Source organism: Spiroplasma mirum ATCC 29335 (assembly GCF_000565195.1).
Classification (GTDB): domain Bacteria; phylum Bacillota_I; class Bacilli_A; order Mycoplasmatales; family Mycoplasmataceae; genus Spiroplasma; species Spiroplasma mirum.
This window is the reverse complement of sequence record NZ_CP006720.1, coordinates 92,447-119,009: the sequence shown is the minus strand read 5'-3', so window position 1 is coordinate 119,009 and position 26,563 is coordinate 92,447. Positions and strand designations below refer to the sequence as shown.

34 protein-coding genes and 1 riboswitch are annotated in these 26,563 nt (G+C 29.7%); of the genes, 4 read left to right on the top strand and 30 right to left on the bottom strand.

Features of this window, described 5'->3' with window-relative positions:
- Positions 1 to 388 precede the first annotated feature (388 nt).
- The 3 genes from P344_RS05865 (at position 389) to P344_RS07730 (ending at position 1,161) form a co-directional block, all read left to right on the top strand.
- Positions 389 to 622 carry a nitroreductase family protein gene (locus P344_RS05865; protein ID WP_025316950.1) on the top strand — a complete coding sequence of 78 codons (234 nt, stop codon included), beginning with the start codon at positions 389 to 391 and terminating at the stop codon, positions 620 to 622.
- 125 nt (positions 623 to 747) lie between these two features.
- Positions 748 to 963, top strand: a complete 216-nt coding sequence (locus P344_RS00555) for a hypothetical protein (RefSeq protein ID WP_148552267.1) — start codon at positions 748 to 750, stop codon at positions 961 to 963.
- Positions 964 to 1,029: 66 nt separating this feature from the next.
- Positions 1,030 to 1,161: a hypothetical protein gene (locus tag P344_RS07730; RefSeq protein WP_269078602.1), complete on the top strand. Its 132-nt coding sequence runs from the start codon at positions 1,030 to 1,032 to the stop codon at positions 1,159 to 1,161.
- 27 nt (positions 1,162 to 1,188) lie between these two features.
- Here the strand turns inward: P344_RS07730 and P344_RS00550 are convergent, their stop codons facing one another.
- The 10 genes from P344_RS00550 to P344_RS00510 form a co-directional block, all read right to left on the bottom strand.
- Positions 1,189 to 2,127 carry a serine aminopeptidase domain-containing protein gene (locus P344_RS00550; RefSeq protein ID WP_025316948.1) on the bottom strand — a complete coding sequence of 313 codons (939 nt, stop codon included), beginning with the start codon at positions 2,125 to 2,127 and terminating at the stop codon, positions 1,189 to 1,191.
- Positions 2,128 to 2,138: 11 nt separating this feature from the next.
- Positions 2,139 to 2,936, bottom strand: coding sequence for a TIGR00282 family metallophosphoesterase (locus P344_RS00545; RefSeq protein WP_025316947.1), 798 nt, complete (start codon positions 2,934 to 2,936; stop codon positions 2,139 to 2,141).
- Between the two features lie 10 nt (positions 2,937 to 2,946).
- Positions 2,947 to 3,267 carry a YlxM family DNA-binding protein gene (gene ylxM, locus P344_RS00540; protein WP_025316946.1) on the bottom strand — a complete coding sequence of 107 codons (321 nt, stop codon included), beginning with the start codon at positions 3,265 to 3,267 and terminating at the stop codon, positions 2,947 to 2,949.
- Positions 3,267 to 4,253, bottom strand: coding sequence for a signal recognition particle-docking protein FtsY (gene ftsY, locus P344_RS00535; RefSeq protein ID WP_025316945.1), 987 nt, complete (start codon positions 4,251 to 4,253; stop codon positions 3,267 to 3,269). The genes ylxM and ftsY overlap by 1 nt, the downstream gene beginning before the upstream one ends.
- 22 nt (positions 4,254 to 4,275) lie before the next feature.
- A complete protein-coding gene (locus tag P344_RS00530) occupies positions 4,276 to 5,286 on the bottom strand; it encodes an alcohol dehydrogenase catalytic domain-containing protein (protein ID WP_025316944.1) in 1,011 nt (336 codons plus the stop codon).
- Between the two features lie 85 nt (positions 5,287 to 5,371).
- A complete protein-coding gene (locus P344_RS00525) occupies positions 5,372 to 5,755 on the bottom strand; it encodes a hypothetical protein (protein ID WP_025316943.1) in 384 nt (127 codons plus the stop codon).
- On the bottom strand, positions 5,719 to 6,009 hold the full coding sequence (gene cas2 / locus P344_RS00520; protein ID WP_025316942.1) for a CRISPR-associated endonuclease Cas2: 291 nt from the start codon (positions 6,007 to 6,009) through the stop codon (positions 5,719 to 5,721). Before cas2 ends, P344_RS00525 begins: the two co-directional genes overlap by 37 nt.
- A gap of 20 nt (positions 6,010 to 6,029) precedes the next feature.
- A complete protein-coding gene (locus P344_RS06460; RefSeq protein WP_156028494.1) occupies positions 6,030 to 6,167 on the bottom strand; it encodes a hypothetical protein in 138 nt (45 codons plus the stop codon).
- Positions 6,168 to 6,359: 192 nt separating this feature from the next.
- Positions 6,360 to 6,614, bottom strand: coding sequence for a hypothetical protein (locus P344_RS00515; protein ID WP_025316941.1), 255 nt, complete (start codon positions 6,612 to 6,614; stop codon positions 6,360 to 6,362).
- Between the two features lie 420 nt (positions 6,615 to 7,034).
- Positions 7,035 to 7,412: a hypothetical protein gene (locus P344_RS00510; protein WP_025316940.1), complete on the bottom strand. Its 378-nt coding sequence runs from the start codon at positions 7,410 to 7,412 to the stop codon at positions 7,035 to 7,037.
- A gap of 1,121 nt (positions 7,413 to 8,533) precedes the next feature.
- Here P344_RS00510 and P344_RS07230 point away from each other — a divergent pair.
- Positions 8,534 to 8,791: a hypothetical protein gene (locus P344_RS07230; RefSeq protein WP_236681397.1), complete on the top strand. Its 258-nt coding sequence runs from the start codon at positions 8,534 to 8,536 to the stop codon at positions 8,789 to 8,791.
- 314 nt (positions 8,792 to 9,105) lie between these two features.
- Here the strand turns inward: P344_RS07230 and P344_RS07225 are convergent, their stop codons facing one another.
- From P344_RS07225 to upp, 20 genes are all read right to left on the bottom strand, one after another.
- Entirely contained in the window at positions 9,106 to 9,666 is a 561-nt protein-coding gene (locus tag P344_RS07225; protein WP_236681396.1) for a solute carrier family 23 protein, read from the bottom strand.
- A gap of 234 nt (positions 9,667 to 9,900) precedes the next feature.
- Positions 9,901 to 10,000, bottom strand: a riboswitch (purine riboswitch).
- Positions 10,001 to 10,087: 87 nt separating this feature from the next.
- Positions 10,088 to 10,516 carry an SsrA-binding protein SmpB gene (gene smpB / locus P344_RS00495; RefSeq protein ID WP_025316938.1) on the bottom strand — a complete coding sequence of 143 codons (429 nt, stop codon included), beginning with the start codon at positions 10,514 to 10,516 and terminating at the stop codon, positions 10,088 to 10,090.
- Positions 10,517 to 10,529: 13 nt separating this feature from the next.
- Positions 10,530 to 12,644, bottom strand: coding sequence for a ribonuclease R (gene rnr, locus P344_RS00490; RefSeq protein WP_025316937.1), 2,115 nt, complete (start codon positions 12,642 to 12,644; stop codon positions 10,530 to 10,532).
- 64 nt (positions 12,645 to 12,708) lie between these two features.
- Positions 12,709 to 13,005, bottom strand: coding sequence for a preprotein translocase subunit SecG (gene secG / locus P344_RS00485; RefSeq protein ID WP_038677534.1), 297 nt, complete (start codon positions 13,003 to 13,005; stop codon positions 12,709 to 12,711).
- Between the two features lie 227 nt (positions 13,006 to 13,232).
- Positions 13,233 to 13,640 (bottom strand): HAD hydrolase family protein, encoded by a 408-nt coding sequence (locus P344_RS05860; protein WP_025316935.1) that lies wholly within the window; start codon positions 13,638 to 13,640, stop codon positions 13,233 to 13,235.
- Complete coding sequence (locus P344_RS07220; protein ID WP_148552266.1) at positions 13,613 to 13,816, bottom strand: HAD hydrolase family protein; 204 nt, start codon at positions 13,814 to 13,816, stop codon at positions 13,613 to 13,615. Before P344_RS07220 ends, P344_RS05860 begins: the two co-directional genes overlap by 28 nt.
- Before the next feature lie 122 nt (positions 13,817 to 13,938).
- Positions 13,939 to 14,781 (bottom strand): Cof-type HAD-IIB family hydrolase, encoded by an 843-nt coding sequence (locus P344_RS00475; RefSeq protein ID WP_025316934.1) that lies wholly within the window; start codon positions 14,779 to 14,781, stop codon positions 13,939 to 13,941.
- Between the two features lie 85 nt (positions 14,782 to 14,866).
- Positions 14,867 to 15,520 carry a TenA family protein gene (locus P344_RS00470; RefSeq protein ID WP_025316933.1) on the bottom strand — a complete coding sequence of 218 codons (654 nt, stop codon included), beginning with the start codon at positions 15,518 to 15,520 and terminating at the stop codon, positions 14,867 to 14,869.
- Positions 15,521 to 15,588: 68 nt separating this feature from the next.
- On the bottom strand, positions 15,589 to 17,100 hold the full coding sequence (locus P344_RS00465; RefSeq protein WP_025316932.1) for a lipoprotein: 1,512 nt from the start codon (positions 17,098 to 17,100) through the stop codon (positions 15,589 to 15,591).
- Between the two features lie 193 nt (positions 17,101 to 17,293).
- Positions 17,294 to 18,799: a lipoprotein gene (locus tag P344_RS00460; RefSeq protein ID WP_025316931.1), complete on the bottom strand. Its 1,506-nt coding sequence runs from the start codon at positions 18,797 to 18,799 to the stop codon at positions 17,294 to 17,296.
- A gap of 176 nt (positions 18,800 to 18,975) precedes the next feature.
- On the bottom strand, positions 18,976 to 19,251 hold the full coding sequence (gene atpC, locus P344_RS00455; RefSeq protein WP_025316930.1) for an ATP synthase F1 subunit epsilon: 276 nt from the start codon (positions 19,249 to 19,251) through the stop codon (positions 18,976 to 18,978).
- Positions 19,252 to 19,256: 5 nt separating this feature from the next.
- Positions 19,257 to 20,651: a F0F1 ATP synthase subunit beta gene (gene atpD / locus P344_RS00450; protein WP_025316929.1), complete on the bottom strand. Its 1,395-nt coding sequence runs from the start codon at positions 20,649 to 20,651 to the stop codon at positions 19,257 to 19,259.
- 16 nt (positions 20,652 to 20,667) lie between these two features.
- The gene (gene atpG / locus P344_RS00445) at positions 20,668 to 21,525 is read right to left on the bottom strand and encodes an ATP synthase F1 subunit gamma (protein WP_025316928.1); all 858 of its coding nucleotides are present in this window, start codon (positions 21,523 to 21,525) and stop codon (positions 20,668 to 20,670) included.
- A gap of 13 nt (positions 21,526 to 21,538) precedes the next feature.
- The gene (gene atpA / locus P344_RS00440; RefSeq protein WP_025316927.1) at positions 21,539 to 23,110 is read right to left on the bottom strand and encodes a F0F1 ATP synthase subunit alpha; all 1,572 of its coding nucleotides are present in this window, start codon (positions 23,108 to 23,110) and stop codon (positions 21,539 to 21,541) included.
- Between the two features lie 17 nt (positions 23,111 to 23,127).
- Entirely contained in the window at positions 23,128 to 23,673 is a 546-nt protein-coding gene (locus P344_RS00435) for a F0F1 ATP synthase subunit delta (RefSeq protein ID WP_025316926.1), read from the bottom strand.
- 1 nt (position 23,674) lies between these two features.
- Positions 23,675 to 24,202, bottom strand: coding sequence for a F0F1 ATP synthase subunit B (atpF, locus tag P344_RS00430; protein ID WP_025316925.1), 528 nt, complete (start codon positions 24,200 to 24,202; stop codon positions 23,675 to 23,677).
- A gap of 81 nt (positions 24,203 to 24,283) precedes the next feature.
- Positions 24,284 to 24,571, bottom strand: coding sequence for an ATP synthase F0 subunit C (atpE, locus tag P344_RS00425; protein ID WP_038677531.1), 288 nt, complete (start codon positions 24,569 to 24,571; stop codon positions 24,284 to 24,286).
- Positions 24,572 to 24,637: 66 nt separating this feature from the next.
- A complete protein-coding gene (locus tag P344_RS00420) occupies positions 24,638 to 25,453 on the bottom strand; it encodes a F0F1 ATP synthase subunit A (RefSeq protein WP_236681395.1) in 816 nt (271 codons plus the stop codon).
- Positions 25,454 to 25,882, bottom strand: coding sequence for an MG406 family protein (locus P344_RS00415; protein ID WP_025316923.1), 429 nt, complete (start codon positions 25,880 to 25,882; stop codon positions 25,454 to 25,456). It lies immediately after the preceding gene.
- Positions 25,869 to 26,492 carry a uracil phosphoribosyltransferase gene (gene upp, locus P344_RS00410; RefSeq protein WP_025316922.1) on the bottom strand — a complete coding sequence of 208 codons (624 nt, stop codon included), beginning with the start codon at positions 26,490 to 26,492 and terminating at the stop codon, positions 25,869 to 25,871. The genes P344_RS00415 and upp overlap by 14 nt, the downstream gene beginning before the upstream one ends.
- Positions 26,493 to 26,563: the final 71 nt, after the last annotated feature.

Genomic DNA, 26,563 nt, shown 5'->3' with positions numbered 1-26,563 from the left:
AAATAATAATGGTTAACGCATCAACAAATTAAGGAGAGGAAAATTACAATGTCAGTAAAAGATGCAATAAATTGAAGAAAAGCAGTTAAATCATATATTAACAAATCAATATCAGAATAAGATTTAAATGCTATTATTGAAGCAGGAAGATTAGTACCAAATGCCTATGGTGTTGAACCTTTTAAAGTCGTAGCTATTAAAAGTGAAGATGCTAAAAAGCAATTTTACCAGCAGTATTAGAAGGAAATCCTAAAAAAAATCAATAATGTACCTGTTACTTTAGTGTTATTAGCAGCAAATAGGGACATGCTAGTGATACTGAGTTCTTAACAGAACGTTTTAGCCGTTAATTACCAGCAGAAATGGTAAATGGTTATGTTCACAAGCCATGCAAGGTGTTATTAATGGGGCAGTTGATGCTAACTCATTTTCTGACCACAGGACATACATTGCAGCAAAATTTATTACCTTACAAGCAGCTGATTTACAAACTGGGTCAAATGTAATAACCGGGCTTGATCCACAAGCGTTAGAAAAAATCTTAGCTAAATATGATGTTTTAGATAAAAATCGCTATCATCCAACTCTTTTAATTAGTTTAGGTAGGATATTATGATCTTAAGATTGACCCAATGGTAGCCTTCCCAAGAACTAGAATTTCACATGATGACTTTGCCCAAGAAATCTAAGTTCAAAGTTGTTATTCCCTTTTTCCGATAATTTTTGGTAGAATTTAAGTAGGTGATAATGATGTTATTTAATGAATTAATGTTTGTTCTGAGAAAAATTAATAAGGAAATTGATGCGCTAGTTAGTGAGTTTTTAACCCACGCAAAATATTTTGATATTGAACCAACAGACGGACCAATCTTGTTGTATATGCAAAACAATCCAACAACCAAAATGACAAAATTATCAAAAATTTCTAATCAAACAAAAGCCCGGAATGAGTCGAAAAATTAATCGTTTGACAACGTTGTCAAAAAGATAAAAGAATTAGTTGGTTGGAATTAACACCAAAGGGGGAGAATGATTGCTGAAAAATTTATGGAAATTTCATCAGCTCTTAATAAGCAATTATTAGCGTTAATTACCGACCAAAAACAAAATGATTTATTAGAAATCCTAACCTTTTTATCAAACGAATTAAGTAAAAAATAAAAGTTTGGAAGTTAACTTCCAAACTTTTTAATTTTGCACAAAGTCATTCATTGAATTAATTATTTTCTCATCAAGATTATCAATAAAAATAAAATGGTTATCATTATCAAGGTTAGTTATTTCAACATAGGGGTTGGTAATTTTCGCCAACCGTTTGGGAAAATAAAATTTATTACCATTACTTTGCAATAATAAGGTTTTAACCTGTAAGTTATTTATTTTCTTGATAATTCTTTTATTAATTTGTTTAACTTGCAAAATTTGGTTTAAAAAATATTGTTGGGGGTTGGCTTTCATCTTCACAATATACTCTTGGTTATTAGTAAAATAATGATAATCAATATTAATATTTAAAGTTTTGTTTAAATAAAATAAAAAACTAAAGAAAATACTAATTTTACTAAAAAAAGAAAAGCGCATCGTTTTTTTATTGGTAATTGGATTAACTAAAATTATTTTGGTAATATGTTTTGTTTTTCGTAAAAGGTAATTAACTAAACCACAACTATAACCTTCTAATAATAAGGTAATTGTTTGGTTTTCATATTTATTTTTAATAACTTCAATTGCCATTAAAACATCATTTATTAAAATTCCGATATTCTTTGTTTGGTAGTAATCATTATCGCCAATATTTCGCTGGTTAAAACTAAGAAATGAAATTTCAGAATTTAAATTCTTATTATTAACTAAGCTAGCAAAATCATTTTTGTTACCATAAATGTCATGGATTCCTAAGATAATTTCCCAGTCATTTTTATTAATTTCCCCTAACACAGAGAATTGATATTGATCAGCACTAATGAAATATTTATTATCAATTAGTTCCGGTAACTGTACTTCATTTACCCTCACCCGTTTGGAAAATAATTTATAAAAGCGACTAATAAAATAACATAATAGAGCAAATCCTAAAATTCCAAACACAATTCCAATTGTCATTTTAATTGTAATTAATTGACTCATTAACCTTGCTCCTATCTATATTTATCTTGATTATCAGGGGTAATTAAAATTCGGTCAATTTTAATCACGGAATTATCAACATTATCAGTTTCCAAAATAATTCCTGAAAAAATTAAATTATCTAAATCTTCCGCGGGTTGAAAACGACTTGGTAAGCCAGTTTTTTCTTTTAAAATAACTTCTTCGGGATTAGCCCCAATAATTGAATTATAACTACCACACATTCCTAAATCAGTAATATATGCAGTACCATTTGGTAAAATACGATTATCTGTTGTTTGAACATGTGTATGCGTTCCCACTAAACAAGTAATTTTGCCATCAAAATTTCAAGCTAAGGCTAATTTCTCAGCGCTTGCTTCCGCATGAAAATCAACTAAATGCAAATCACTATTATCTTCAGCCACAATTTTTTCCAATGCATAATGTGGATTATCAGCAGGATCCATAAAACTACGACCAATTAAATTAGTAACACGGATGGTTTTATTGCCAACTTTTTTTACAACGGTTCCTGAACCAGGAGTATAGGGATTCATATTTAGTGGTTTTAATAAATCATCAACCTCTTCAATATATTTTGGGACTTCGGGATTTTTAAAAATATGGTTTCCGGAAGTAATAACATCAACCTGCAATGCTTTTAATTCTTCATAATGCTTTCGTAAGATTGATTTACCATGACTAGTATTTTCACCATTCGCGACCACAAATTGAATTTGATATTTTTTCATAATGAAAGGTAAATACTCTTCAAGCGCTTTTCTTCCTGCCTTTGCATAAATATCACCAATCATTAAAATTTTCATCCTTAATCTCCTAATCTTCTTCAATTTTTTTTAATTTGTTAATTAGTTCCTGGCATTCTTTAGTATCATAATATTTTTGGTATAAATTTTCGCGTTGTGTTTGTTTATAACATATTTTTAAACTATTTTCAAATTTTATTAATGTCTTGCTAATCTTTAAAAGCGAATCATAAACAGCATTCCGCGAAACAACTTGCATTTCGGAAATTTCACTTAATGAATAATCTTCAAAGAAATACAATTTAAAGTAGGTAATTTGTTTTGGGGTTAATAATGAACTATATATTTCATATAAATCGATTAGATAATTTGTTCGTTCAAGATCTTTCATTATCCTACTGGGGTGGTTTCACTTTCAAATAAATCTTTTGTTAAATTATAAATATATTGTTCAATATCAAATTCTTGTAAATCTTCTGGTTGTTCACCAAGGCCAATTAATTTTACAGGAATATTTAGTTGATCCTTGATTGCTAAGACTACGCCCCCCTTGGCTGTACCATCCATTTTTGTTAATACAATCCCACTAACATCTGTTACCTCGGAAAACTTTTTGGCTTGGGAAATACCATTTTGACCAGTTACTCCATCAATAACTAATAAAGTTTCGTGGGGGGCACTTGGAATTTCTCTTTTAATAATTCGGGTAATTTTATTTAGTTCATTCATCAAGTTAACTTTATTTTGAAGTCTTCCTGCAGTATCAATTATTAAAAAGTCATACTTCCCTGCTTTTGCTTTGGCAATTCCATCATAAATAACACTAGCTGGATCTTGTCCTTCTTTAGCTGGTTTCACAATTTCAGTATGTAACCGGACTGCTCATTGGTTTAGTTGCTCAACAGCCCCTGCCCGGAAAGTATCACCCGCTACTAATAAAACCCTTTTGCCCTGGTCTAAAAAATTTTTAGTTAATTTAGCAATTGTTGTTGTTTTACCACTACCATTAACACCAACCATTAAAATTACATTTAATCTTTCCTCTTCAATATTTAACTTGTTTTGACACAACTTTGGGTCGTTGTATAAATCCATAATTACTTCTACTAAATAATTATTGGTTTCTTCAATTGACCATCCTTTTTTAACTTTTTTACGAATTTCATCGGTAATTCGTAAAACCATGTTCATTCCCATATCACTAGCAATTAAAATATTCTCTAATTCTTCTAAATAATTATCATCATATTCTTTATATTTACTAGCTAGTTTTTTAATGTCCGTTGAAAATGAAAGTCGTGTTTTTTTTAAAGCTTTTTCTAGCTTAATTTGTTTTTTTTCTTCCCGGTTTGCTTTTAGTTTTTGAAAAAAACCCATCTTAATTATTACTCCTTCTATGCTACAATCATAAATTAACAACTTTTTTAAAATAGTCTTTATTTTCAAATTGGTTGAAAGCTTCCATTACTTCATCTTTATTATACACTTGGGAAACTAAAACATTTGGATCTAGTTTTTTTGCTAAAATTTCATCAATTACTTCAAGAGTCGCCCCATTATTTAAAATCCCGGTTTTGATGGTAATATTTTTATATCATAGTTCATTAAGGTTAAAAATGACTGGTTTTTTAAAGAGCCTAATTGAAATAATAATACTGTTAAAACCAACTAATTGTTGGGCTAAAGTAAATGTATCACGATCATTTCCAACACATTCCACTACTAAATCATATTGTTCATCTCCAAACTCATTATTTTTACTATTAATGATTTGTTCAGCACCATTAGCTTTAAAAACCTCTAACTTAATACGGTGATGGCCAAAAACTGTTACTTTTTTATAATAAGAATTTAAAAATAACAAGATTGCTAAGGCAATTGGCCCATCGCTAATTAATGCAACATTATTAATTTTATTAAAATCAACTTTTAAAATAACATTTTCATAAGCTGTTAATAAAACATCTGATAACATTAATCCCTGTTCAGTACTAATTTCGGATGGTAATTTATAAACACTAGATTCGCCATATGGAACTCGGACATATTCAGCATAGGTTCCGTTAATCTTAGTTCCCAAAATAAAACCAGCATTTAAACAATTAGCATATAAACCTTGTTGACAAAACTTACATTGGTTACAATGGATAATACAACTAATAACAACCCGGTCCCTAACTTTTAAAAATGTTACTTTTCTACCAATTGTGCTAACAATTCCAACCCCTTCATGGCCCATAATTGTATTTTTGGCAACCGTGTCGTCCATTCCTAAATAAGGACGATAATCAGAGTGTGAAAAAGTAAATACCTCAATTTTTACAATAATATATTCATTATCAATAATTTTTGGTGCTGGTACTTCACTTCAATCAATTAATTCCTTATATTTAAAAACTAAACCTTTCATCAAGTTCCCTCTTTCTATATATATTAAATTATACTCTAATAAAACCTTAAAATAAAAAAATTACTAATCTTAGAAATTAGTAATCCTATTCATCATCAATTTGTAAATTTCCTTGTTCAATTTGTTTTTTAATGTCATTATCAATTAAATTAGTAAATAATCTTTGGTGAACCATTCGTGAATTAAAATATTGGCGCATATTTTTACGGATGAATTCCTGACTTTCTTTACTAAGATTATAATATACTCAAGCATCAGTACAAACTGGTAAATTATTAAATATTACTGTTTCGGCGGCATAATATTCCGCTGTTTCCACACAATCCTTGGTTACTTCTTCAATAGAAACAGTAAAATACTCATCCTTATCAACTCCTTCAATTCAACTTTTCTTCAAATCATTTGCAATCCCCACCCCAATTTTAACTTCTTTTACTGAGGTAAAATCTTCATATAAATTAAAATTCATAATTCGAACTGTGGTATTATTGATTCATATTGCTTTTCTGTAACTATTAAAATTCTTACATTACCTTTTGGCGGCTTATGTAAATTAATCATATTATTATTATTATTATTATTAACTTCATCATAATTTAAACATAACTTACAATAAATAGAATACTGAATCATATAATAACCGTTTTTAATTAAAAATTTATGAAATTTAGTATAATTCTTAGTATCCATTTTTGCCGTATTAGGTAAGTCATAAAAATACAAACATTCGCATTTATCGTTATCTACTCTCCCTCTTCATTGATTTCATATTCCTCTTCATCTTCTTCATAATCATTTAATAATAATGTTGGTAATTTAAGTAACTCTGGATTTGATTCTTTTAAACAAGTAATAAAACTTTTTCATATAATTAATTGCATTATTAACACTCATTATTTTTTGTATGAATAATTTCTTCTAATTCATAATAGATGTTCTTATTTAAATTATTGATATCAACATCTTTTAATACATCAAAACCAAAAACTTCTTTTTTTTAAAAGATTTAAATATTTAGTTTTAAATTCTATATTTTTATAAGCAGGGCTATCAAAAATATTTTCATCAATATGTTATTTTAGAATTTTTTTTAGTAGTGTTTTGCTTTTTTTATTTTGGTCATTATAGAAAAAATTATCAATAATTTTCTTAGCTAAAATTTCCTTACCTTTAATATATTTACTAATTTTTAAAATTTCAGATGCCACATGAAAAATATCAAATAAAATTGATGATTTAAAATCAACTTTTTCATTACGATAAAATGAACATCGGCCTTCTAATTGCGTAAAATTTTTAGAAAACTGTTTATTTTTTTCTTTATACAATTTTCTTAATTTTTCATTTTTAGGTCCTGGCCCATCTTCAAAATCCTGTTGACGAAAAATAATACCAATAATATTTTTAATATTGGTTTCTGTTAAAATAGGATAATATGTAGATTAATTTTGTAATAACAATTGAACTTCATTTATATAATCAGTTCGTGAAAAAAGATACTGAAAATTTTCTTCTCCTTCCTTAACACCCTTATTTCTAACAAGAATTGCTTTTAAATTATTAGGATCACGATATTTTGAATTTTTAATAATTTCTTCCGATAATGTACGATAATTTTTATTAAGAGTAGCACTTTTGATTGCTTCTTCTAATCCTTTCGGTAATTTATCACCAAAAGAAAATTTATTACTATATCCTCTTCTATTTGCAATATAAATTAAAGATCAAACTAATTCTTCTTTTGTAAGTTAATTATCTAAACCAATGTATCGTAAGTAGTAAGGATTATATAATTCCTTACGATTAAAATCATCAACTAAGTTAGTTGCACTATGACTATTAATATAGTTTTTTAAATCTTCTTTATTAAGAAAATCAATACGTTCAAATAATTTTATTAAATCTTCTTTAGAATTTTTTCTTCGTCTAATTAATCTTTTCGCACTACGTTTCAATCTTCTTGCTTCAGCATTTGTAATACCATCTTTTGAATCTTCAGGTATCTGAAATAACCTTACTCCAAAGTCTTCTAAAATTCATTTGCCCTCTTGCGTTTGATTTGTAATTGCTCAACCACATGATGAAATTCCTAAATCTAAAACTAAAATTAATTTTTTATATTCCATTTTTGTTTTTCCTCTTATTTATTACAAATAAAATAAATCATTACGTTCAAAACTTTTAATAATTAAAAATAAAATACAATATTTTATTAAGCGGCCTTTAATGTTATAAAGTATTAGATAAAACATAGCAATAATCAAATTCATTATATATCATTTTCAGATAAATAATAAAAATTTTTCATAAAAAATAGAATAATATTACTTAATATTTAACAAAATAAAAATATGTTTATTTAAAACAAATTTTTAGATTGGTTCATTATACTATCATAGATAAATCATATCGGTAACAACATAGTTAATTAAGAATAAATTAAGGATATTAAGTAATTAAGGAAAAAATAGATATTATTTATTAAAATATTATTTTGGGTATTATAAATTGTTTTCTTAATTGAAATATTTAGTTTTTTCATAGGTTCTAATTCCGAAGGTCTAGGGGCGGGAAATGTTCTTTTTTAAACTGGTTTAATAGTTTTGTTTTTCGAATTTGATAAATTAATGCTAGTTGACGAAATTTTGAAATGAGAGCAACTAGGATTTCTAAAATACGTAAAATAATAAGTTTAATTCGGATAATTAAAGCAATTATTTTGCATATTCTTTTGTGTAAATGATGGAGAGCTACTTTGTTACTTGCTTTAACAAAACGGTGTAAATTTTTAAATAAGAATAAAAAATTCATATAGAGTTAGATAAAAAATTAGTGCCGCACAGAAAATAATATAAGAGAAATAGAATTTTCCAAAAAAATACTCAGTGAAAATCTAACAAATAAAACTGATTTATTAAAGCCCTACTATATAAATAAGATGAAAAATACTATTAAAATTTTGCAATAAATCTTTACACATCTTCCGGTCATAATTATTTATCCCACTAGTTTTTAATCCTTGCTATTATCTTAATATAAAAGCAAAGATTTTAAAATTTTTTTTCTAAAAAAAAGAAACCTCATAACAGTGGTTTCTTGTAAGATGTTATTGGACAAATGTATAATCAACAAAATAGCCAATAAAGAGAATGTCAATAATATAAGTAACAATATGAATGTGTCCCGGTATTTTTTATTAATTAGACCAACAATTGTATAACTAATAAAGCCGATTGCAATTCCGTTAGTGATTGAGAATGTTACAATCATCATAATAATTGTAAAGAACGCCCCAATTCCTAACTCTGGTTGTAATTATTCAATATCTTTAATTTGAACAATCATTAGTGTCCCCACAAAAATTGTGGCTGCCCACGCAATGGCAGGAGTAATTAACCTAAAAATTGGAAATAATACAATTGAAATTAAAAATAATGTTCCAATTACTAATGATGAAAATCCTCTCCGTGCTCCCTGAGAAACTCCGGTTGTTGATTCCACGTAAGTTGTAACAAGAGAAGTTTCTAAGACCCCTCCCCCACAATAGCACCGACGGAATCAGCAATTAATAAGCGTGGTTGTAATTCATACTTCACACCACTTTGATCAGAGATTTGTTTTGTCACAAAATATAATGTTCCGGTTGAGTCAAAAAACTCAACAAATAGAAATACAAAAATTAAAACATATAATACGGGAGAAGTTTAAATTTTACTATTGCCAAAAGCAGTAAAAGTCGACTTAATATTACTACTAAAGCCAGCAAAATCATGGTAACTTCACCGTGTTCAGTGCGAAAAGCTTGCTTTAATAAAATCATTATTTAACAACATTCCCAACAATTAGGGAAACGCCTAACACAACAATAATGGCAATCGCAATTGCTCCCGGAATTTTTTTAAAATGTAAAATAAAGATTAAAATTAAAACACCTAATCCCATTAAAATAACGGGTCAATTTATTTTCAGATTTCCTAATTCAACAACAGGAATGACCCCATTATAAATAACACCACCGTTACTGACAGCGTTAGCACCAACTAAACCAATATTATACAAACCTAGGTAAGCAATAAAAAAACCAATTCCAGAACCAATCGCCAACTTAATTAATTGTGGAATTGCTCCAATAATTAAAGTTCGTAGTTTAGTTGAAGAGATAACACAAAAAATAAGCGAAGAAATCATAACAGCAATTAGAGCTCCTTGATAACCAATGCCATTTTTAGCGACATTAAAAGTAAAAATAGCATTTAACCCCATTCCGGGTCCTAACCCCACCGGTCTATTTGCTGATAATCCCATAATAAAGGTTGCCACAAATGCAGCAATTGCAATTGAAATAAACCCAAAAAAATGACATGTTATAACTAGCATCATTAAGATGATTAACATCCGGGACAGAAGACAACATTTGCGGTTGGACAGATAAAATATATAACATTGCTAAAAATGTTGAAACTCCACCGATAATTTCTTTCCGAAATGTTGTTTGAAAAGTATCAAATTAAAAAAAATGACTAATCTTTCGTGTAATAAATATTAACTTCTGTTTCTCCTTCTAATAAAAATAAAAAACATTAACCTGTGAAATTTAAAAAGTTAATGCTCTTAAAAGGAAAAACATTAACCTATAGTACCTAATTACAATGGATAGTTGTAGAGACGTTAGACCATATTACTAACACATACAGGTTATACAGATTGCTAATTTATTTTCATGCTTTAAATATATCAAATTAATAATAAATTGCTAGTTTATTTTAATAATTTTTCAAAAATATCTTAAAAATTTTGCAAATTAACGGTTTCTTAATCGCTCACTATCTCTTTTCTTAATCGCTTCTCTTTTATCATGAAGTTTTTTCCCTTTTCCTAACCCAATTTCTAATTTGGCATAGTTTCCTTTTAAATAAACCCGCAAGACAACTACCGTTAATTTTTCTAATTTAATTCGTTGCAAGATTTTTTTAATTTCTCGTTTATGCAGTAATAATTTACGAGTGCGGTCCGGATCAGGTTTATAAGATGCAGTAAATTTATAGTTGGCAATATGCATATTAATAACAAAAGCTTCGTTTTTACGAATGACAACAAAGGCCTCATTAATTGAAACATCATTATTGCGAATTGATTTAATTTCACTACCTGTTAAACTAAGACCAGCTTCATAGGTATCTAAAATTTCATAATTAAACCGGGCTTTTTTATTAACACTAATAACTTTCATCCGAACCCCTCCTTTAATTTATTAAAGTAAAATCAATTTGGCGTAGTTGTTTGTTTGCTTTCTTTACCTTAATTTTAACTCTTTTTCCTAATGTTAAACGTTGTTTTTTGCGCTTACCAATTAATGTTAATGTTTTTTCATCAAAAATATAAAAATCATCGCTTAAATCACTAATATGAACTAAACCTTCAATGGTGTTTTCTAATTGGACAAAAATACCAAAAGCAGTGATCCCCAAAATAATCCCGGGGAAAGTCATTCCTACCTTATCCTCCATATATTCAGCTTCTTTCATTTGATCAACTTCGCGTTCACACTCCATTGCTTTAACTTCGCAATTAGAAGATTGCTCACTCGCTAATAATGTAAACTCACGATTTTTTTCAATAACTTTTGCATTAATTTTATTATTAATTAAGTATTCTTTTAATAAACGGTGCACAATTAAATCGGGGTAGCGCCGAATTGGCGAAGTAAAATGGGTATAACATTTTGAGGCTAACCCAAAGTGGCCATCATTCACTGCACTATATTTTGCTTTTTCCATACTTCTTAAAAATAAGGCAGAGATAACCTTAAAATTTTCTTGATCTCGTAATTTATCTAAAACTTGTTGAATATCCTTGGAATGAATGTTTTCTAATTTTCCTTTAATATTTAACCCCATTAAAGATAATTGGGTGTATAGTTCACGCAATTTCTTTTCTTTTGGTTGATCATGTACCCGGTAAATAAAAGGTAAGTCCATTCAGAAAACAGTTTCCGCTACTGTTTCATTGGCCCTAATCATGAATTGTTCAATTAATTTCTCTGCTTCATCGCGTGGACGATTAACAATATCAATAATTTTGCCTGCTTTATTAGTAATAAATTTTGGTTCATCTAAATTAAAATCAATTACCCCATCATGGTTTTTTTTGGTTAACAAAATTTTATATAATCTTCTTGCTTGATATAACATGTTACTAATTTCGGGGACAATTGTGGTTGTTTCACCTTTAAATAACTTATTAACATTTTCATATGTTAACCGAGCTTTCGATTCCATTACTCCTTCAAAAATACTTGAACTGATAACTTCCCCTTTTTTATCAATAATTATTTCACAACACATTACTAGTCGAATTTCATGGGGATTTAATGAACAAATCCCATTACTTAACCGTTCTGGTAGCATTGGTACTACCCTGTCAATTAAATAAACCGAACACCCCCGGGCAAAAGCCTCTTTGTCTAAAAAAGAGTTCGCTGTGACATAGTGGGCTACATCCGCAATTGCCACTAATAAGCGGTAGGTCCCATCCTGATTTTCAGTAACACAAATGGCATCATCAAAATCTTTTGAATCATTACCATCAATCGTTACTAATAATTCATCTCGTAAATCCTTACGCGTTGTAAAAAGGAGTGGATCATTTAAAGAAACGCTGGGAGCAATTTGATTAGCTTCTTGCAAAGTTTCATTATCAAATTTTACTTTAATATTAAATTCATGCAGAATTGTTAAAATATCAACCCCTGGTTGCTTAACATTACCAATCACTTCTAAGATTTTAACTTGCATAGTATTACTATTACTATTAGCTTTAATAATTGCAGCTTTAACAACCGTGTTTTCTACCGCAGCTTTTAAATTTAAAATTTCAGCTTTATATTGTTGGAGTTTGTTGTTTAAAACTTCTAAATATTTCTTGTTGTTTTTATTTTTTTTAACAACGCCCATAATATATTCTAAATTTCGTTTAATAATTTTCACAATTCGGGCTTCTACTTTTTTGCCATTATTGGGTGACTTGCTTTTCAAAACAAAAATAACCTGGTCACCATCTAAGGCATTATTTAAATCCTTCTGGTGAACATAATACTCTTCTTTGCTATTATTGATTTTAACAAATCCAAACCCTTTTTTATTAATACTAATAACGCCTTGCAAATAAATTTTAGGATTTAAATAGTAAAACTTATGATTACTATTAACGGCAATAATATTTTGATTTTCTAACTCAACTAATATTTTTAACATTTGTTTATTATCTTCTAGATTATCAATTTTTAACAAAGTTGTTAATTCAATTGTATCTAATGGCTTATTTTTTGCTCTTAAAATTTCAATGATTTTATTTTGCATACGATTCCTCAAATTCTAAATAAAAAAGAGATATTAATAAACCTCCCCATAATTATGCTATCTTTTATAGTAAAACATTAGTTAATAAACAAATGATTAAAGTAATAATTAGAAGTCCACTCCCAAAACTCAACATGGCAATTGACAAGGTACAATCCAAACCACGCTCTTTACTATTGGCAAATAGTTCATCGTTTCCCCCATTTAAAGCACTTAAACCAGTTTGAGATTTTTTGTTTTGCAATAGGCCAATAATAATCATAATAACTGATAAAATTAAAGCAACTATTTCAAAGGCATATATAATTGTATTACTTGTCTCGCGATCAAGGGCTAACAGCACCATGGTAGGTACACTCATTTAAATCGACTCCTTTATTACTTTTGTATCATATTAATAATACTATATTTTTTAAAATCTTATACTATAAATTAATAATTTTGTTGTTTCAACTTATTTAAATACCAGCTAACTCAGGCTTGGTTGTTACTAATTGTGGTGTCATAAGCAACTGCTAACACACTACTTTGAGTATGGCTCATTCAATTCCATATTTAACATATTTTAATGCAGCAATGTCATTATTATTATCACCAAAATATAACAAACACATTTTGTGGTTTGATTGCTAAATGATAGTGAGCATTTAATAATTTAATTAAGTGGGCAATTCCAGTTCCCTTGTTACAATCAGCGTTTACAATATCACAAATTGTTGGTGATAATCGTTCAATATTAATTGCTGTTATTCTTTGCAAACCTTGGTAAGCTTCTTCAAATTCCGCAACACTATTGGCTCTCACCACAATTTTATTAGTTTCTTGTAAATTGTTAAAATCAAATTCTGCTACCATTTCCATTCCGTCCAAAAAGGCACCAGGAGTTAATTTTTCAGCTAATAAGTGTTTACCAGCAACATGTAAAACCTTATCTTGAGCATATGATAACGCAAAAGGACAATTATTATTTAATAAAATTGAAGTAATCTTTTGCACAACCGGAACTTTGATTTGGTTAGAATATTCATTTTTTTTCTTGTTGTTAAATTCATCACCACAGCCCCATTGTCACCAATTACATAATTACCATAATCTTTAATTTTTAAATCATCTGCATATTCAATAAAACCAAGGGGCATCCGTCCTGAAACAATTGAAACAAATAGCCTCACTGCTTACAGATCAAGTAATGTTGCTTTAACTTCTGGCAATAATTCTTTATTATTGGTAATTAAAGTTCCATCAATATCACAAACTATCAATTTAATTTCATCATTATTAATTTTCAACATTTTTAACCCTCTTTTCTAGTTAATAAATGGTCGTATAAATAATCGGCTATCCCAGCATGGTTATTATCTTTTTTCGTAATATCATTCGCAACTGTTTTTAACTCACTTGTTGCATTTGCTAATGCAATTCCATATTTAGCATTTTTAATCATTTCATAATCATTCATTTGGTCGCCAAAACACATAATTTCATCTTTATTAATTTTAATACCTTCATTAACTTTTAAAGCGTCAATTAGTTTTAAAATCCCATTTCATTTATTGACATTCTTGGGCATAATCTCAATATAACCATATCCGGTTACTTCTACACGGAGGTTATGATTTTTAGCAATCTTACGGCGTAATCATTCTTGGCCTGCTTGTTCACTACATGAAATCACAACTTTACGCATTTGTGGAATCGCGTTTCAATCTAAAATTACTGGAATGTTTTTAGTATGGCGAAATAAAAAAATATCTTTTGTAATAACACGTTCACTTGAAACATATGCCATTTTTTCGTTTAATGGCGCCAAATAAAAATCATTCCCCATTTCTTTAACAACTGCCATTGCTCATAATGTATCTTCATAAGAAACCATTTCGTCATAAACATACTCCCCAGTTTGTAAATTCATCACCGCGCCCCCATTACTACCAATAACATACTTACAGTTTTTTGTGATTCCTAATTCATCGGCAAATTCCGCTAACCCACTTGGAACTCTTCCCGAAGCAATTGTTACTAAAATTCCTTGGTCTTGGACTCTTAATAAGGCGGTTTTATTTTCCGGAGGAATCGTTTTTGTTTTATCAGTTACTAAGGTCCCATCAATATCACAAACTATCAATTTAACTGCCATTTTATACCCCTTACTCTATTCTCAATATGTTTATTATCTCTCAATAAATCCAAAAAATAAAGAAAAAGTAAGAAAAATCTTACCTTTATTTATAAGAATTAAATTTTAAACAATCATTTAAAAAATTATTTTCAAATTGTTGGACCTTGTAAAATATTACTTTAAATTTTTCCATTTCTTCGGCGGTGGTGTCTGTTAATTCTTGGTTTAAATATTCTACTCATTTTTGTTGCAACTCTAAATCCTGATTATCATTAATGTATAATAGTAGTCATCAATAATATGGGTGCAGTTCATTTAAATCAAGATAAGTATCTAAAATTAGTTGTCGAAAATTATAATGACCAAAACTACAAATACTAAAGGCAACAATTAAATCTTGGTAGGTTCCTTCCAAGGATAGCTCTCACAAGTAATTAATAAAATCAATTGTAATTTGGCTTGGTTTAATATTTTTTAATTCCTGACATTGATAATTTTGGTTAATTTGCGTTATATATTTAATCATAATATTTAGCCCTCTAATTAAAAAAACCATTTGTTTTTCATTATGAGCTTTGACTAGTAAACTCCCCCAAATCCTAATTACTTCCACTAAAATATAATAATTTTGATTAATAAAATAATCAAATCCTTGGCGAGTAACTTCATTCTTAACAATGCCAATGATAAAAGGATGATTTAAAAAATTGTGATATTCTTTTTTAATCGAACTTAATAATTCATCAAATTTTGTCATTACGCCTCCTATTAACTTCTTAAATTAGAAAGAAAAATTCTTAATTTATAAAATTAAGAATTCCTTCTTTATAATAAGGGATCTGTTGTAAGATCAAGATTAATTTTGATTGCTAAATCTTTATTTGTAAGAAATGAAATTGTAGGATCCGCTTTTGAAGTAACTTTAAATTGTAAATTATCAAGTTTTACCTGAAAATCTTTAACATTAGCTTTTAAAATATCATCCAAGTTATTGGCTGCTAATCAAGTTTGCCCATCTGTTGATGATTCAAATTTAATGGTTCCTGATAAAATACTAATGTTATTATTAACTTCATTTTCATCATAGCCTTGTTGTAATAAAAATGTTGGTAAAGATGTTTCAATTAGTGGTTTTAGTTGCAAATGGATATCTTCTTTTAAAACTGAAACACTAAAATCAACTGTGATATCTTTATTAATATCATGATTAAATAATTGGTTTAAAGTGTTTTTAAAGACATTGGTAATCCCCACTTTTGCTAATTCAATATCAGTCAATTCTCATTTATCTCAATATACTGGCATCGTTACATATTTAACAATATCAATCGCAATTGGACGATTAACACCAAATTTTTCTCCCTGCTCGGTTTTTCATGGTTGTAATAAGTCACATATTAAATAATCAAGATTAGAAGTAATTTTTGTGGTTCCACTGTCAACTTTTGTAAAGCCATCATTATTAATATCTTGGGGAGTTGCAAATAAATATTGAATTAATAACAATAATAAATTTCTATGTTTATCATCTTTTTGCTTAATTAAAAAATTATGGAAATGAATTAAATCAGGAGTAATTGCATTAATAATATTACCAACATTCCCACTAATGTTAATTTTTACCCCTGAGCTATCAAATGTTTGGTTAAAATTAATTTTTAAAATATCACCAACCATTGCTAAATTAGCAAATTGTTGTACAAATGCTGTTCATTGTCTTTGAACGGGGTCATTCTGATTAAAAGTTGTTGGAATTTTTGTTGGCAAATTATTAAATTTCACTAAACTAGGCAATAAATTCATAATTAATTTTAATGGTAAACTTGTTTCCCCAAAATTAATTTGAAAATCAGAAATATTCTCAACCGAACCGGAAGTTTTTTGATTTAAATCATTCACTAATTTTTCGGTATAGCTAATTTCCTGGGTTGTAAATTTAATATTAAATTCTGATAGTTGTTTTTGTTTATCAACTAGAATTTTATTATTATGCAAAATTGAAATAATAATTGTTCCATCTGTTAATTGGTTGTTATCAACTTTAACATCATAAAAACTACTATCTTTAATTTTTATTTGGTAAGTTTGATCAATTGGTAATTGATTACTAATTGTTTTTTCAACATCATGGGCTGTTAAATTACGAAAGTTTTTTGAATTTACTAATAATGGTGCAGCTTGTGACCAAGATTCTACTTTATTAATAATTTTGTCATCTTTTGTTGATGGAGCAGGATTTGGTTGGGGTGCAACCTTGTGAAGATGACAACCCACAACTGATGAAACTCCAGTTGTTGTTAAACCAAGAGCTCCTAAAATTGATAAAAGTTTTTTCATGCACATGGCCTTCTTTCTTTTATGTTTTTTTCATCTTTGTAGTTTTAATAATTATAGTTGCTAACAGAAAATAATAGGTTTACTATGTTGTTTAAAATTAATTCCATATTTTTTCTAAGTCTTACTTCCTTATTATATCTTAAATTTAATAAATATAAAAAATTCTTAATGGTAAATTAAGAATTTTATGGTTTTATAACAAGTTTGTTGTTGACAGGTCAATATCAAATTCGGTATTTAAGTTATAATCGGTAGTAAAATTAGCATTGACGTCATCTTTGGCAATTACTTTAAATTGCATTCCCGTCACTTTCATTCTAATATTTTTAACATCACTAATTAAAATGTCATTAATTGATGTTGATGCTGTTCATGTGTCACTACCATCTTTTTGAATTTCAAAAATAAGGTTCCCCGCTAACATTTGCAAATTATTACTATCAACTATTGTACTACCATAACCACTATTTTTTAACATTGTAGGCATAATACTATCACCAATTATACTATTAAGGTTTAAATCAAAAGTAATATCTCCTTTGATTGGAACATTATGGATAGTGACTTTAATTGGCTGGGCGACGTCATGATTCATTAAATCAGTAATTAATGTTTTTAAAACATCATCAACATTTAAATCTTTTAATTTAACTGTTCCCGTGTCCCACTTAACACTTAGGAAAACTAAGATTTTTAATTGTAAAGGATTTGCAACACTGTATTTTTCATTATTAGCATTTTGTCAAGGTTGTAAAAGATTACATAGTAAATTATCTAAATTAGATTTAATATCTTTTTTATCTTTATTAATTTTTAAGAAGCCATCTCCATTAATGTCTCGTGGTGCTTCAAATAAATATTGAACTAATAATAATGCTAAATTATCATGATTTTTTGCCTTTTGCTCAACTAAAAAGTTGTGGAAATGAATTAAGTCAGGAGCAATGGCATTTACAATTTCACCAAGTTTGCCAGTAACCGTAAGGTTAATTCAATCTGTTAATTTAACACTTGTATTAAAAGGTTTTTCTCAAATTTCTCCAGCTAATATTTTGATTTTATTAACAAAATCATTTCATTTCTTTTGGTCAGGATCACTATTAGCATCAAACGAGGCTGGAATTTTAGTTGGTAAATCCGATAACTTAACAAAAGTAGGGATTAAGTTAAGAATCATTCCTAGTGGTAATTGGGTTCCGTTAAAATTAATTTTAACTTCGGATAATTTTGTCAATGAGTTAGGTGCTTTTTGGTTAATTTCAGTTGCTAACTCTCTAGCATTCTTAACTTGGTTAGTTTGGAAATAAACTTTAAATTCAGTTTTCCCTGAAGTAGTATCCACAATTGGTTTATCATTTCGTAAAACTGACACCGTTACAGTACCATTCGTTACTTTTCCATCGGTAATGTTAATATTTGTAAAAGTACCATCTTTCACAACTACTTTGTTAGTTTTATCTAATGGTAATTGGTTAGCAATGGTGTTCACTAAATTATCAGCGGTTAAGCTTTTATAATCTTTTGAATCAAATAATAATGGTCTTAAATTTGTTCATGAACTTAGTTTTGTAATAATACGTTTGTCTTTTGAAGGTTCGGGATTAGGCGTATCACTTTTATGCGCATTACAAGCAATCACACTTGATGTTCCTGATACTGTTAATCCTACTGCTCCTAAAATTGATAAAAGTTTTTTCATAATAAGATGACCTCCTTAATTAATAATCACTACTTTTTCTCTATCCTTTTATTGTTTTTTTATAGTTTAATTTATTAATTATAACTCAATTAAAATAAAAAACAACTTTTTATGGCCCTAAAAAGACTTGAAAAATATAGGCTAAATAAAAAATGTTATTTTTCATAAAATCTTTTTTATGAACCTTGTTTATCAATAAAGTTAACTTCATCAGCTAAGATTTTAACAAATTCCTGATCAACTTGTAAAATTCCACCGTTAATACTTAGTTTATATTGTTTATTATCAACACGATAATACATTTCCGAAGGAACAATTGTTGATACTAAGGGTATATGACCATGGAGAACTCCCATATAACCAGTAATTGTTTTCACCGTTACAATGTCAACAGGTTCTTCAACCATGACTCCCTTTGGAGTAATAATTTTTAAGTTTGTTTTATTAATCATAACAACTAGTTTTTCATTTGGTTGGCTGCTTTTACAGCTTCGTCAATTGTTCCAACATATAAGAATGCTTGTTCTGGTAAGTTATCGTGTTTTCCACTTAAAATCTCTTTAAAAGCACGAATTGTTTCACTAACCGGAACATACTTTCCTTCTTTTCCTGAGAATTTTTCAGCCACAAAGAATGGTTGTGATAAAAAGTTACGAATTTTACGTGCTCGCGAAACAGATAATTTATCTTCATCAGATAATTCATCCATCCCTAAAATTGCAATAATTGATTGTAATTCTTTAAATTTTTGTAGAGTTTCTTGGACTCCCCGCGAGGTGTCATAATGTTCATCACCAACAACTTGGGGATCCAATAATCGTGAAGAACTCCCTAGGGGGTCCACCGCTGGGTAAATCCCTAACGCCGCAATTTCCCGATCTAGGACAACTTTCGCATCTAAGTGGGTAAAAGTTGTGGCAGGAGCGGGGTCAGTTAAGTCATCCGCTGGCACATAAACAGCTTGCACAGAAGTAATACTTCCTTTTTTAGTAGAAGTAATACGTTCTTGTAACGCTCCCATTTCTGTTGCTAAAGTTGGTTGGTATCCAACCGCTGAGGGCATACGACCTAATAGCGCTGATACCTCAGATCCTGCTTGGGTAAAACGAAAGATATTATCAATAAATAATAAAACATCTTGGTTTTTATCATCCCGGAAATATTCAGCAATTGTTAATCCAGTTAACGCCACGCGCATGCGAGCACCAGGAGTTTCATTCATCTGTCCGAATACTAAAGCTGTTTTATCAATAACACCTGCTTCAATCATTTCGTAGTAAAGGTCATTTCCTTCCCGAGTTCGTTCCCCAACTCCGGCAAAAACTGAAATCCCCCCATGGGCTTTAGCCACGTTATTAATTAACTCTTGAACTAGCACGGTTTTCCCAACTCCGGCTCCTCCAAATAAACCAATTTTTCCTCCCTTGGCAAAGGGTACTAATAAATCAACAACCTTAATTCCGGTTTCTAAAATTTCTGCCATTGTTTGTTGTTCTTCATAACTTGGGGCTTGACGATGGATTGGGCGTTTAACTTTTGTTTTGGGTGCTGGTTTTTCATCAATTGGATCACCAAGAACATTAAACATTCTTCCTAATACTTCTTCCCCAACAGGGACTGAGATTGGGGCTCCACTATCGTCAGCTTCCATTCCCCGTACCATTCCTTCGGTTGGTCCCAAGGCGATTGCTCGAACAATATCATCACCAATATGTTGAACAACTTCTAACACTAATTTTGTACCATTATTATCAACATTAATGGCATTATATAATTTTGGTAAATATTCTTCGGGAAAGCGAATATCTACAACAGGTCCTAAAACCTGTACTACTTTTCCATTTTTATCCATGTATCTATTCAACTCCTTAACTTTCTTGGGCACTTGCTCCCGCAACAATTTCTGAAATTTCTTGGGTAATTGCTGCTTGGCGTTTACGGTTATATTTTAATGATAGTTTTTCCAACATATCACTAGCATTATCAGTTGCATTTTCCATTGCTGTTCGGCGCGAAGCTTGTTCCGACACTTGTGATTCGACAATTGCCGAAAAAATAATTGCGTTTAAATACATTGGGAGGGCACTTGCTAAAATTGTGGCCGGATCAGGTTCGAATTCAGTAATAACATTATCATTTTTTTCGGCTTCCTGCTGACTATTTTTAGAAATTGGTAACAACTGCAAAATAGTTGGTTCAAAAGTAACATTATTAATAAATTTTGTATAAGCAATTTTAATTTCATCATACTGGCCATTATTAAATCCAGATAATAATTCGGATGCTAACTCACGAGCATCATCATAAGAAAAGTTAATGTCAACTTCTTTATGAACAGAAGCTAGTGCAAAATTTTTATTTTTATAAAATGATTCTGCTTTCGAACCAATCGCAATAATGTGATCAGTATGCTTAATTTCTTTTATTACCAGTTTATTAACATTGATATTATATCCCCCCGCTAATCCTAAATTAGAATTAACAATTAACCAACAAGTTTTTTTGTTTGGTTTGGGATTAGCTGGTGCTTGATAAATTGAATTATCTGCTTTCCCAATAATATCGTTAAAAACAGTATAAACTTCGGCAAAGTAAGGTTTGGAATCACTAATTCGTTTCCCAATTTTTTTTAATTTTGCCGTTGCCACTAATTCCATCGCCTTGGTAATTTTTGAGATTGAATTAATTGAAGTTATTTGTTTTTTTAAATCACTACCAACAGCCATTTTTAAACCCTCATTACTTTCCTAGCTTTTCTCATTCCGAAGCTAACCCATAAGTTTCTGGTTTGTAATTGGCAATTTTGTCAACAACTTTTTTGACAACTTTAATAATTTCGTGGTCAATTTTTTGCATTAACTCATCATTAAATGCTTTTTTAGTTTCTAATTCATCACGCAAGACTTTTGCTGATGTATGGAAATGTTCAATAATTTCATCTTTAAATTCTTTAATTTGTTCAATTGGAATTCATTTTGTTCGTTTTTTATTAACTGATAACAACACGATTGCTTGGTCAATTTGTGATAATGGTGAATATTGTTTTTGTTTTAAAATTTCCACAACACGTTTCCCATGTTCTAAGATTGATTTTGTTGCATCATCTAAGTCTGATCCAAATTGGGCAAAAGCTTGTAATTCACGGTATTGCGCTAGTTCAAGTTTTAATGAACCAGAAACTTGTTTCATCGCTTTAATTTGGGCTGATGATCCTACCCGTGACACAGATAATCCAGCATCAACCGCTGGACGAACCCCGGCGTTAAATTGGTCAGAATTTAAGAAAATTTGTCCATCAGTAATTGAAATAACATTGGTTGGAATATAAGCAGAAATATCACCCGCTTGCGTTTCAATAATAGGTAAGGCAGTAATACTTCCCCCTCCATATTCTTTATTTAACCGACAAGCACGTTCTAATAATCTACTGTGTAAATAGAAAACATCCCCTGGGTAAGCTTCCCGACCAGGTGGACGGTGTAATAACAACGCCATTGTCCGGTAGGCAACCGCATGTTTTGATAAATCATCATAGATAATTAAAACATCTTCTCCTGATTCCATTCATTCTTCGCCGATGGTAACCCCGGTATATGGTGCTAAATACTGCAATGGTGCTAGTTCACTCGCTGTCGCAGAAACAATTGTTGTATAATCCATTGCTCTAGCGGTGCGTAATCTTTCCACAATTTGAGCAACTGTTGATGCTTTTTGACCAATCGCCACATAAATACATTTAACATTTTTACCCTTTTGGTTAAGAATGGTATCAATCGCAATCGCTGTTTTCCCCGTTTGACGATCACCAATAATTAATTCCCGTTGTCCTTTTCCAATTGGAATCATTGAGTCAATTGTCATAATTCCGGTTTCCATTGGTTGGTCAACTGATTTTCTGGTCATAACTCCGGGGGCAATTCTTTCAACTGGTCTTGTTTTGGTTGTTTTTAACGGCCCTTTCCCATCAATTGGTTGTCCTAAAGCGTTAACAACTCTTCCTAAAAGAGGATCTCCAACTGGAGTTTCGACAATCCGGTTCGAACGACGAACTTGGTCTCCTTCTTTAATTAAAGAATCATCTCCCATTAAAACTGTTCCGACAACAGCTTCTTCTAAGTTTAAAACCATTCCATAAATATCATGGGGAAAAATTAATAACTCACCCATCATTGCATTATCTAAACCATCAATTAATGAAATTCCATCCCCAACTGTTACGACAGTTCCTTCTTCGTGAATTTCAATTTTTTTACCATAATCTTTTATTTGCTTTTTAATAACTTCTGAAATCTCATTTATATTTAAAGCCACTTTATTCACCTCACATCTTATTTATTTCCTAATGCTTTTTCTTTCATTGTTTTTAATTGACCAGCTAATGTTCCATCAATAATTTCATGTTTAATTTTAACTTTTACACCACCAATTAAATTGGGATCAATCTTATTAACCAATTCAATGTTATAACCAAATTTTTTAATTAATTTATCTTGAATTCTTTTAATTTGATCTTGCGTTAATGGTTCAACTGAATAAACATTTCCATACTGGACATCATTACGTTCATTAATAAGTTTTCGTAAATGCTTAAAAATTAATCTAACAGCATAAAAAGATTCTCTGTCGATTAATAAATATAAGGCATGCAAAATATCTGCTTCAATTTTACCTTTAAAAACCTTGCTCAATAATACTTTCCGTTCTTCTTTTGATTCATAAGTATTAGAAAGCATTTTAATATAATAGGGATATTCTTTGAACAAATCAATAATGACGTTTGCTGTTTTTAAATATTCATCAATTTTTTTCTTTTCAACAGCAAGTTCTAATAAAGCAACAGCATAGTTTTCAATAAATTTTTGACTAACTATCATATTATTCTAAATTATCAATAAAGTTTTCAACAATTTTTTTGTGCTCATCTTTGCTGATCTCTTTACTTAATAGTTGACCTGCTGCATCAAACGCAACTTCAATAATTGATTTTCGAATATCATCTTTGTATTGTTCTTTTTCTTTTTCAATTTCTTTTTTCATTTGTTCGTTTAAATGAACCGCTTCTTTTTTTGCCGCATCGATAATTTGATGCTTTCTATTTTCCGCTTCACTACGCGCAGTTGCCACAATTGTATTTGCTTCAACTTTCGCTGTTGTTAACAAACTTGTTGCTTCCTTTTGAACATAGTTAGCTTTTGCTTGTTTATCAGCAGCATCTTGTAGAATTTCTCTTATTTTGTTTCGACGAGCACGCATTGCTTTTCGGAATGGGTTATAAACTCATTTTGTTAACAATGTTAATAACACAATTGTCGCAATTACGTGCGCGATGAAGACTCATAAGTTAGGGAATAACTGATTAATAATTTCCGCTGGTTCAATTGGTCTTGACATTAACCACATCATTATTGTGTCCCCCACCTTTCTGATATATAAATTCTTGTAATGTTCTCAAATTTTCCGTAATTTAGTCTGTTATTCAAATTATTAGCTAGCAGTAACGAATGCCAAAATAATTGCAATAACTAATGCGTAAATTGATCCTGATTCAGTAATCGCCGCAGCAATAATATATTGAGTACGAACTTTCCCTTCAACTTCGGGATTACGCCCAATCGCTTCAACCGCTTTCCCTCCAGTATAACCTTGTCCAACTCCTGAACCACAACATCCAATCGCTGCTAAACCAGCACCAACTAGACTCATTCCTTTTGAGAATGACCCATCAATTGACATTAATCAAACTCCTACAAAATTCGATAATAGATCTAACATAATTTTAATCTCCTACTTTCTTTTTTAACAATATAAATCTATATAATTAATATTTTAACTCTTTTTTTAAACATTTAAATGAACTTTTTGTTCATTTTTAACTTTTTTTAACTTGATACTTTTTTCCTTGTGTTTTTCGCCACCGCCATACTGCATTTCCATCGCTCAATAAGCAATGGTTAATATTGCAAAAATATACGCTTGAATTAATCCATCAAATAGGTCAAAGTAGATACTTAACCATGGTAAGATAATTCCTGCTAATAAGTCCACTGGTCCAATATAAGTAATATGTCCTCATATGAAGGCCAATAAGGTTGTCAATAATGTAACAATAACAGTTCCCCCTAAGATATTCCCAAATAAACGGAATGAAATAGAAATTAAAGGAACAAACTGTGTGAATAATTCTAAGGGGTTAATTAAGAATTTTTTGAAATAAGCTAGTTTTTGATATTTAATCCCAAAATAGTAAATTCCAAAGAACGTTACTAATCCTAATGATAAAGGCACTGTATAAGCGGTTACTGTTGATTCAAAACCAACAATACTTAATAAGTTCCCAATCCCAATATATAATAATAAATAAATTACATATACTGTTAAGAATTTATATTTTGGACCCATTAAATCAATTACTTGCCGTTCAACTCACTTAATTGCCATTTCGGCAAAGAGCACTAACCCACCGGGATCATCCATTGGCCCTAGTTTTTTAAGTCGTTTATAATAACCAATACATAACATCATAATAATAAAAGTAGTAATTACTAACGTCAGTAACTGCGGAAGCAAGATGGTAGAACTTCAGGCATCCATCCCACTTTTATCAGGATCTGGAATAATATTGATTGTTAGAAGATTCAAGTTGTTCTTTAACACTTATCCATCACTTCCTCTCTTTTTTCTTTTTGGGAGTTTGATATTTAAAAACAATGCAGAAAATGAGAAAATGCTAAGACCAATAATAATGGTAAATATATTAAAATATTTATCTCAATAAGCATAGATAATTATTGAAATAGCATAAATCATCAAGCGAACAAGATACATTAAGACAAAAAAATACTTATTTAAACTTATACTTAACAATCACCCGGAAAATAAAATGATTAAGAAACCTATAAGAGAAAACAAATACCCTAGCATTAATCCTGAGTATAAAGTTCAGCTTCACTTTAGTGTCAAATATAAAATTGTTACGATAATCAATATCCCAAAAAGAGCGATAACACTTATCATTGACATTTTATATTCTACACCTTTAAACTTATTTTTTCAAATTAATTTATTTTTTTTATTTGGTTCCAAAAATCCGATCTCCTGCATCACCAAGTCCCGGAACAATATAACCTTTTTCGTTTAATTTTTCATCTAATGCCGCAACATAAATTGCCACATCGGGATGTTCTTTGGCCACAAAATCGCGCCCTTCAGGTGCTGCTACTAAACAAACTAATTTGATTCCCTGTGCTCCCCATTCTTTTACCTTTTCAATTGTTAAACAAGCACTACCCCCGGTTGCTAACATTGGGTCTAATATTAGGACATTGGCGTTTTCAATACTACTTGGTTTTTTGGCAAAATATTCATGCGGTTGCATTGTTTTTTCATCGCGATACATCCCAATATGCCCAATTTTAGCATTAGGCACTAATTTAATAATGCCATCAACCATTCCTAATCCGGCTCGTAAAATTGGAAATAACACAATATCCCGGGCAATTTTATATCCTTGAGTTCTAGCAACGGGCGTTTCAATTTCAAATTCATTTAACTCTAAATCACGAAAAATTTCATACGCCATTAACTGGGCAATCTCATCAAGGTTTTCTTTAAAAACTTTGGAATTACTGTCTTTTTTTCGCATTCTTGTTAACTTATCTAAAATTAATGGATGTTTAATTACGGTAAAACTCATGTTATTAATTTCTCCCTTCTTGTAATTGATTAGTGTAATATTATTTTAAATAATATTATTAATATTATTAT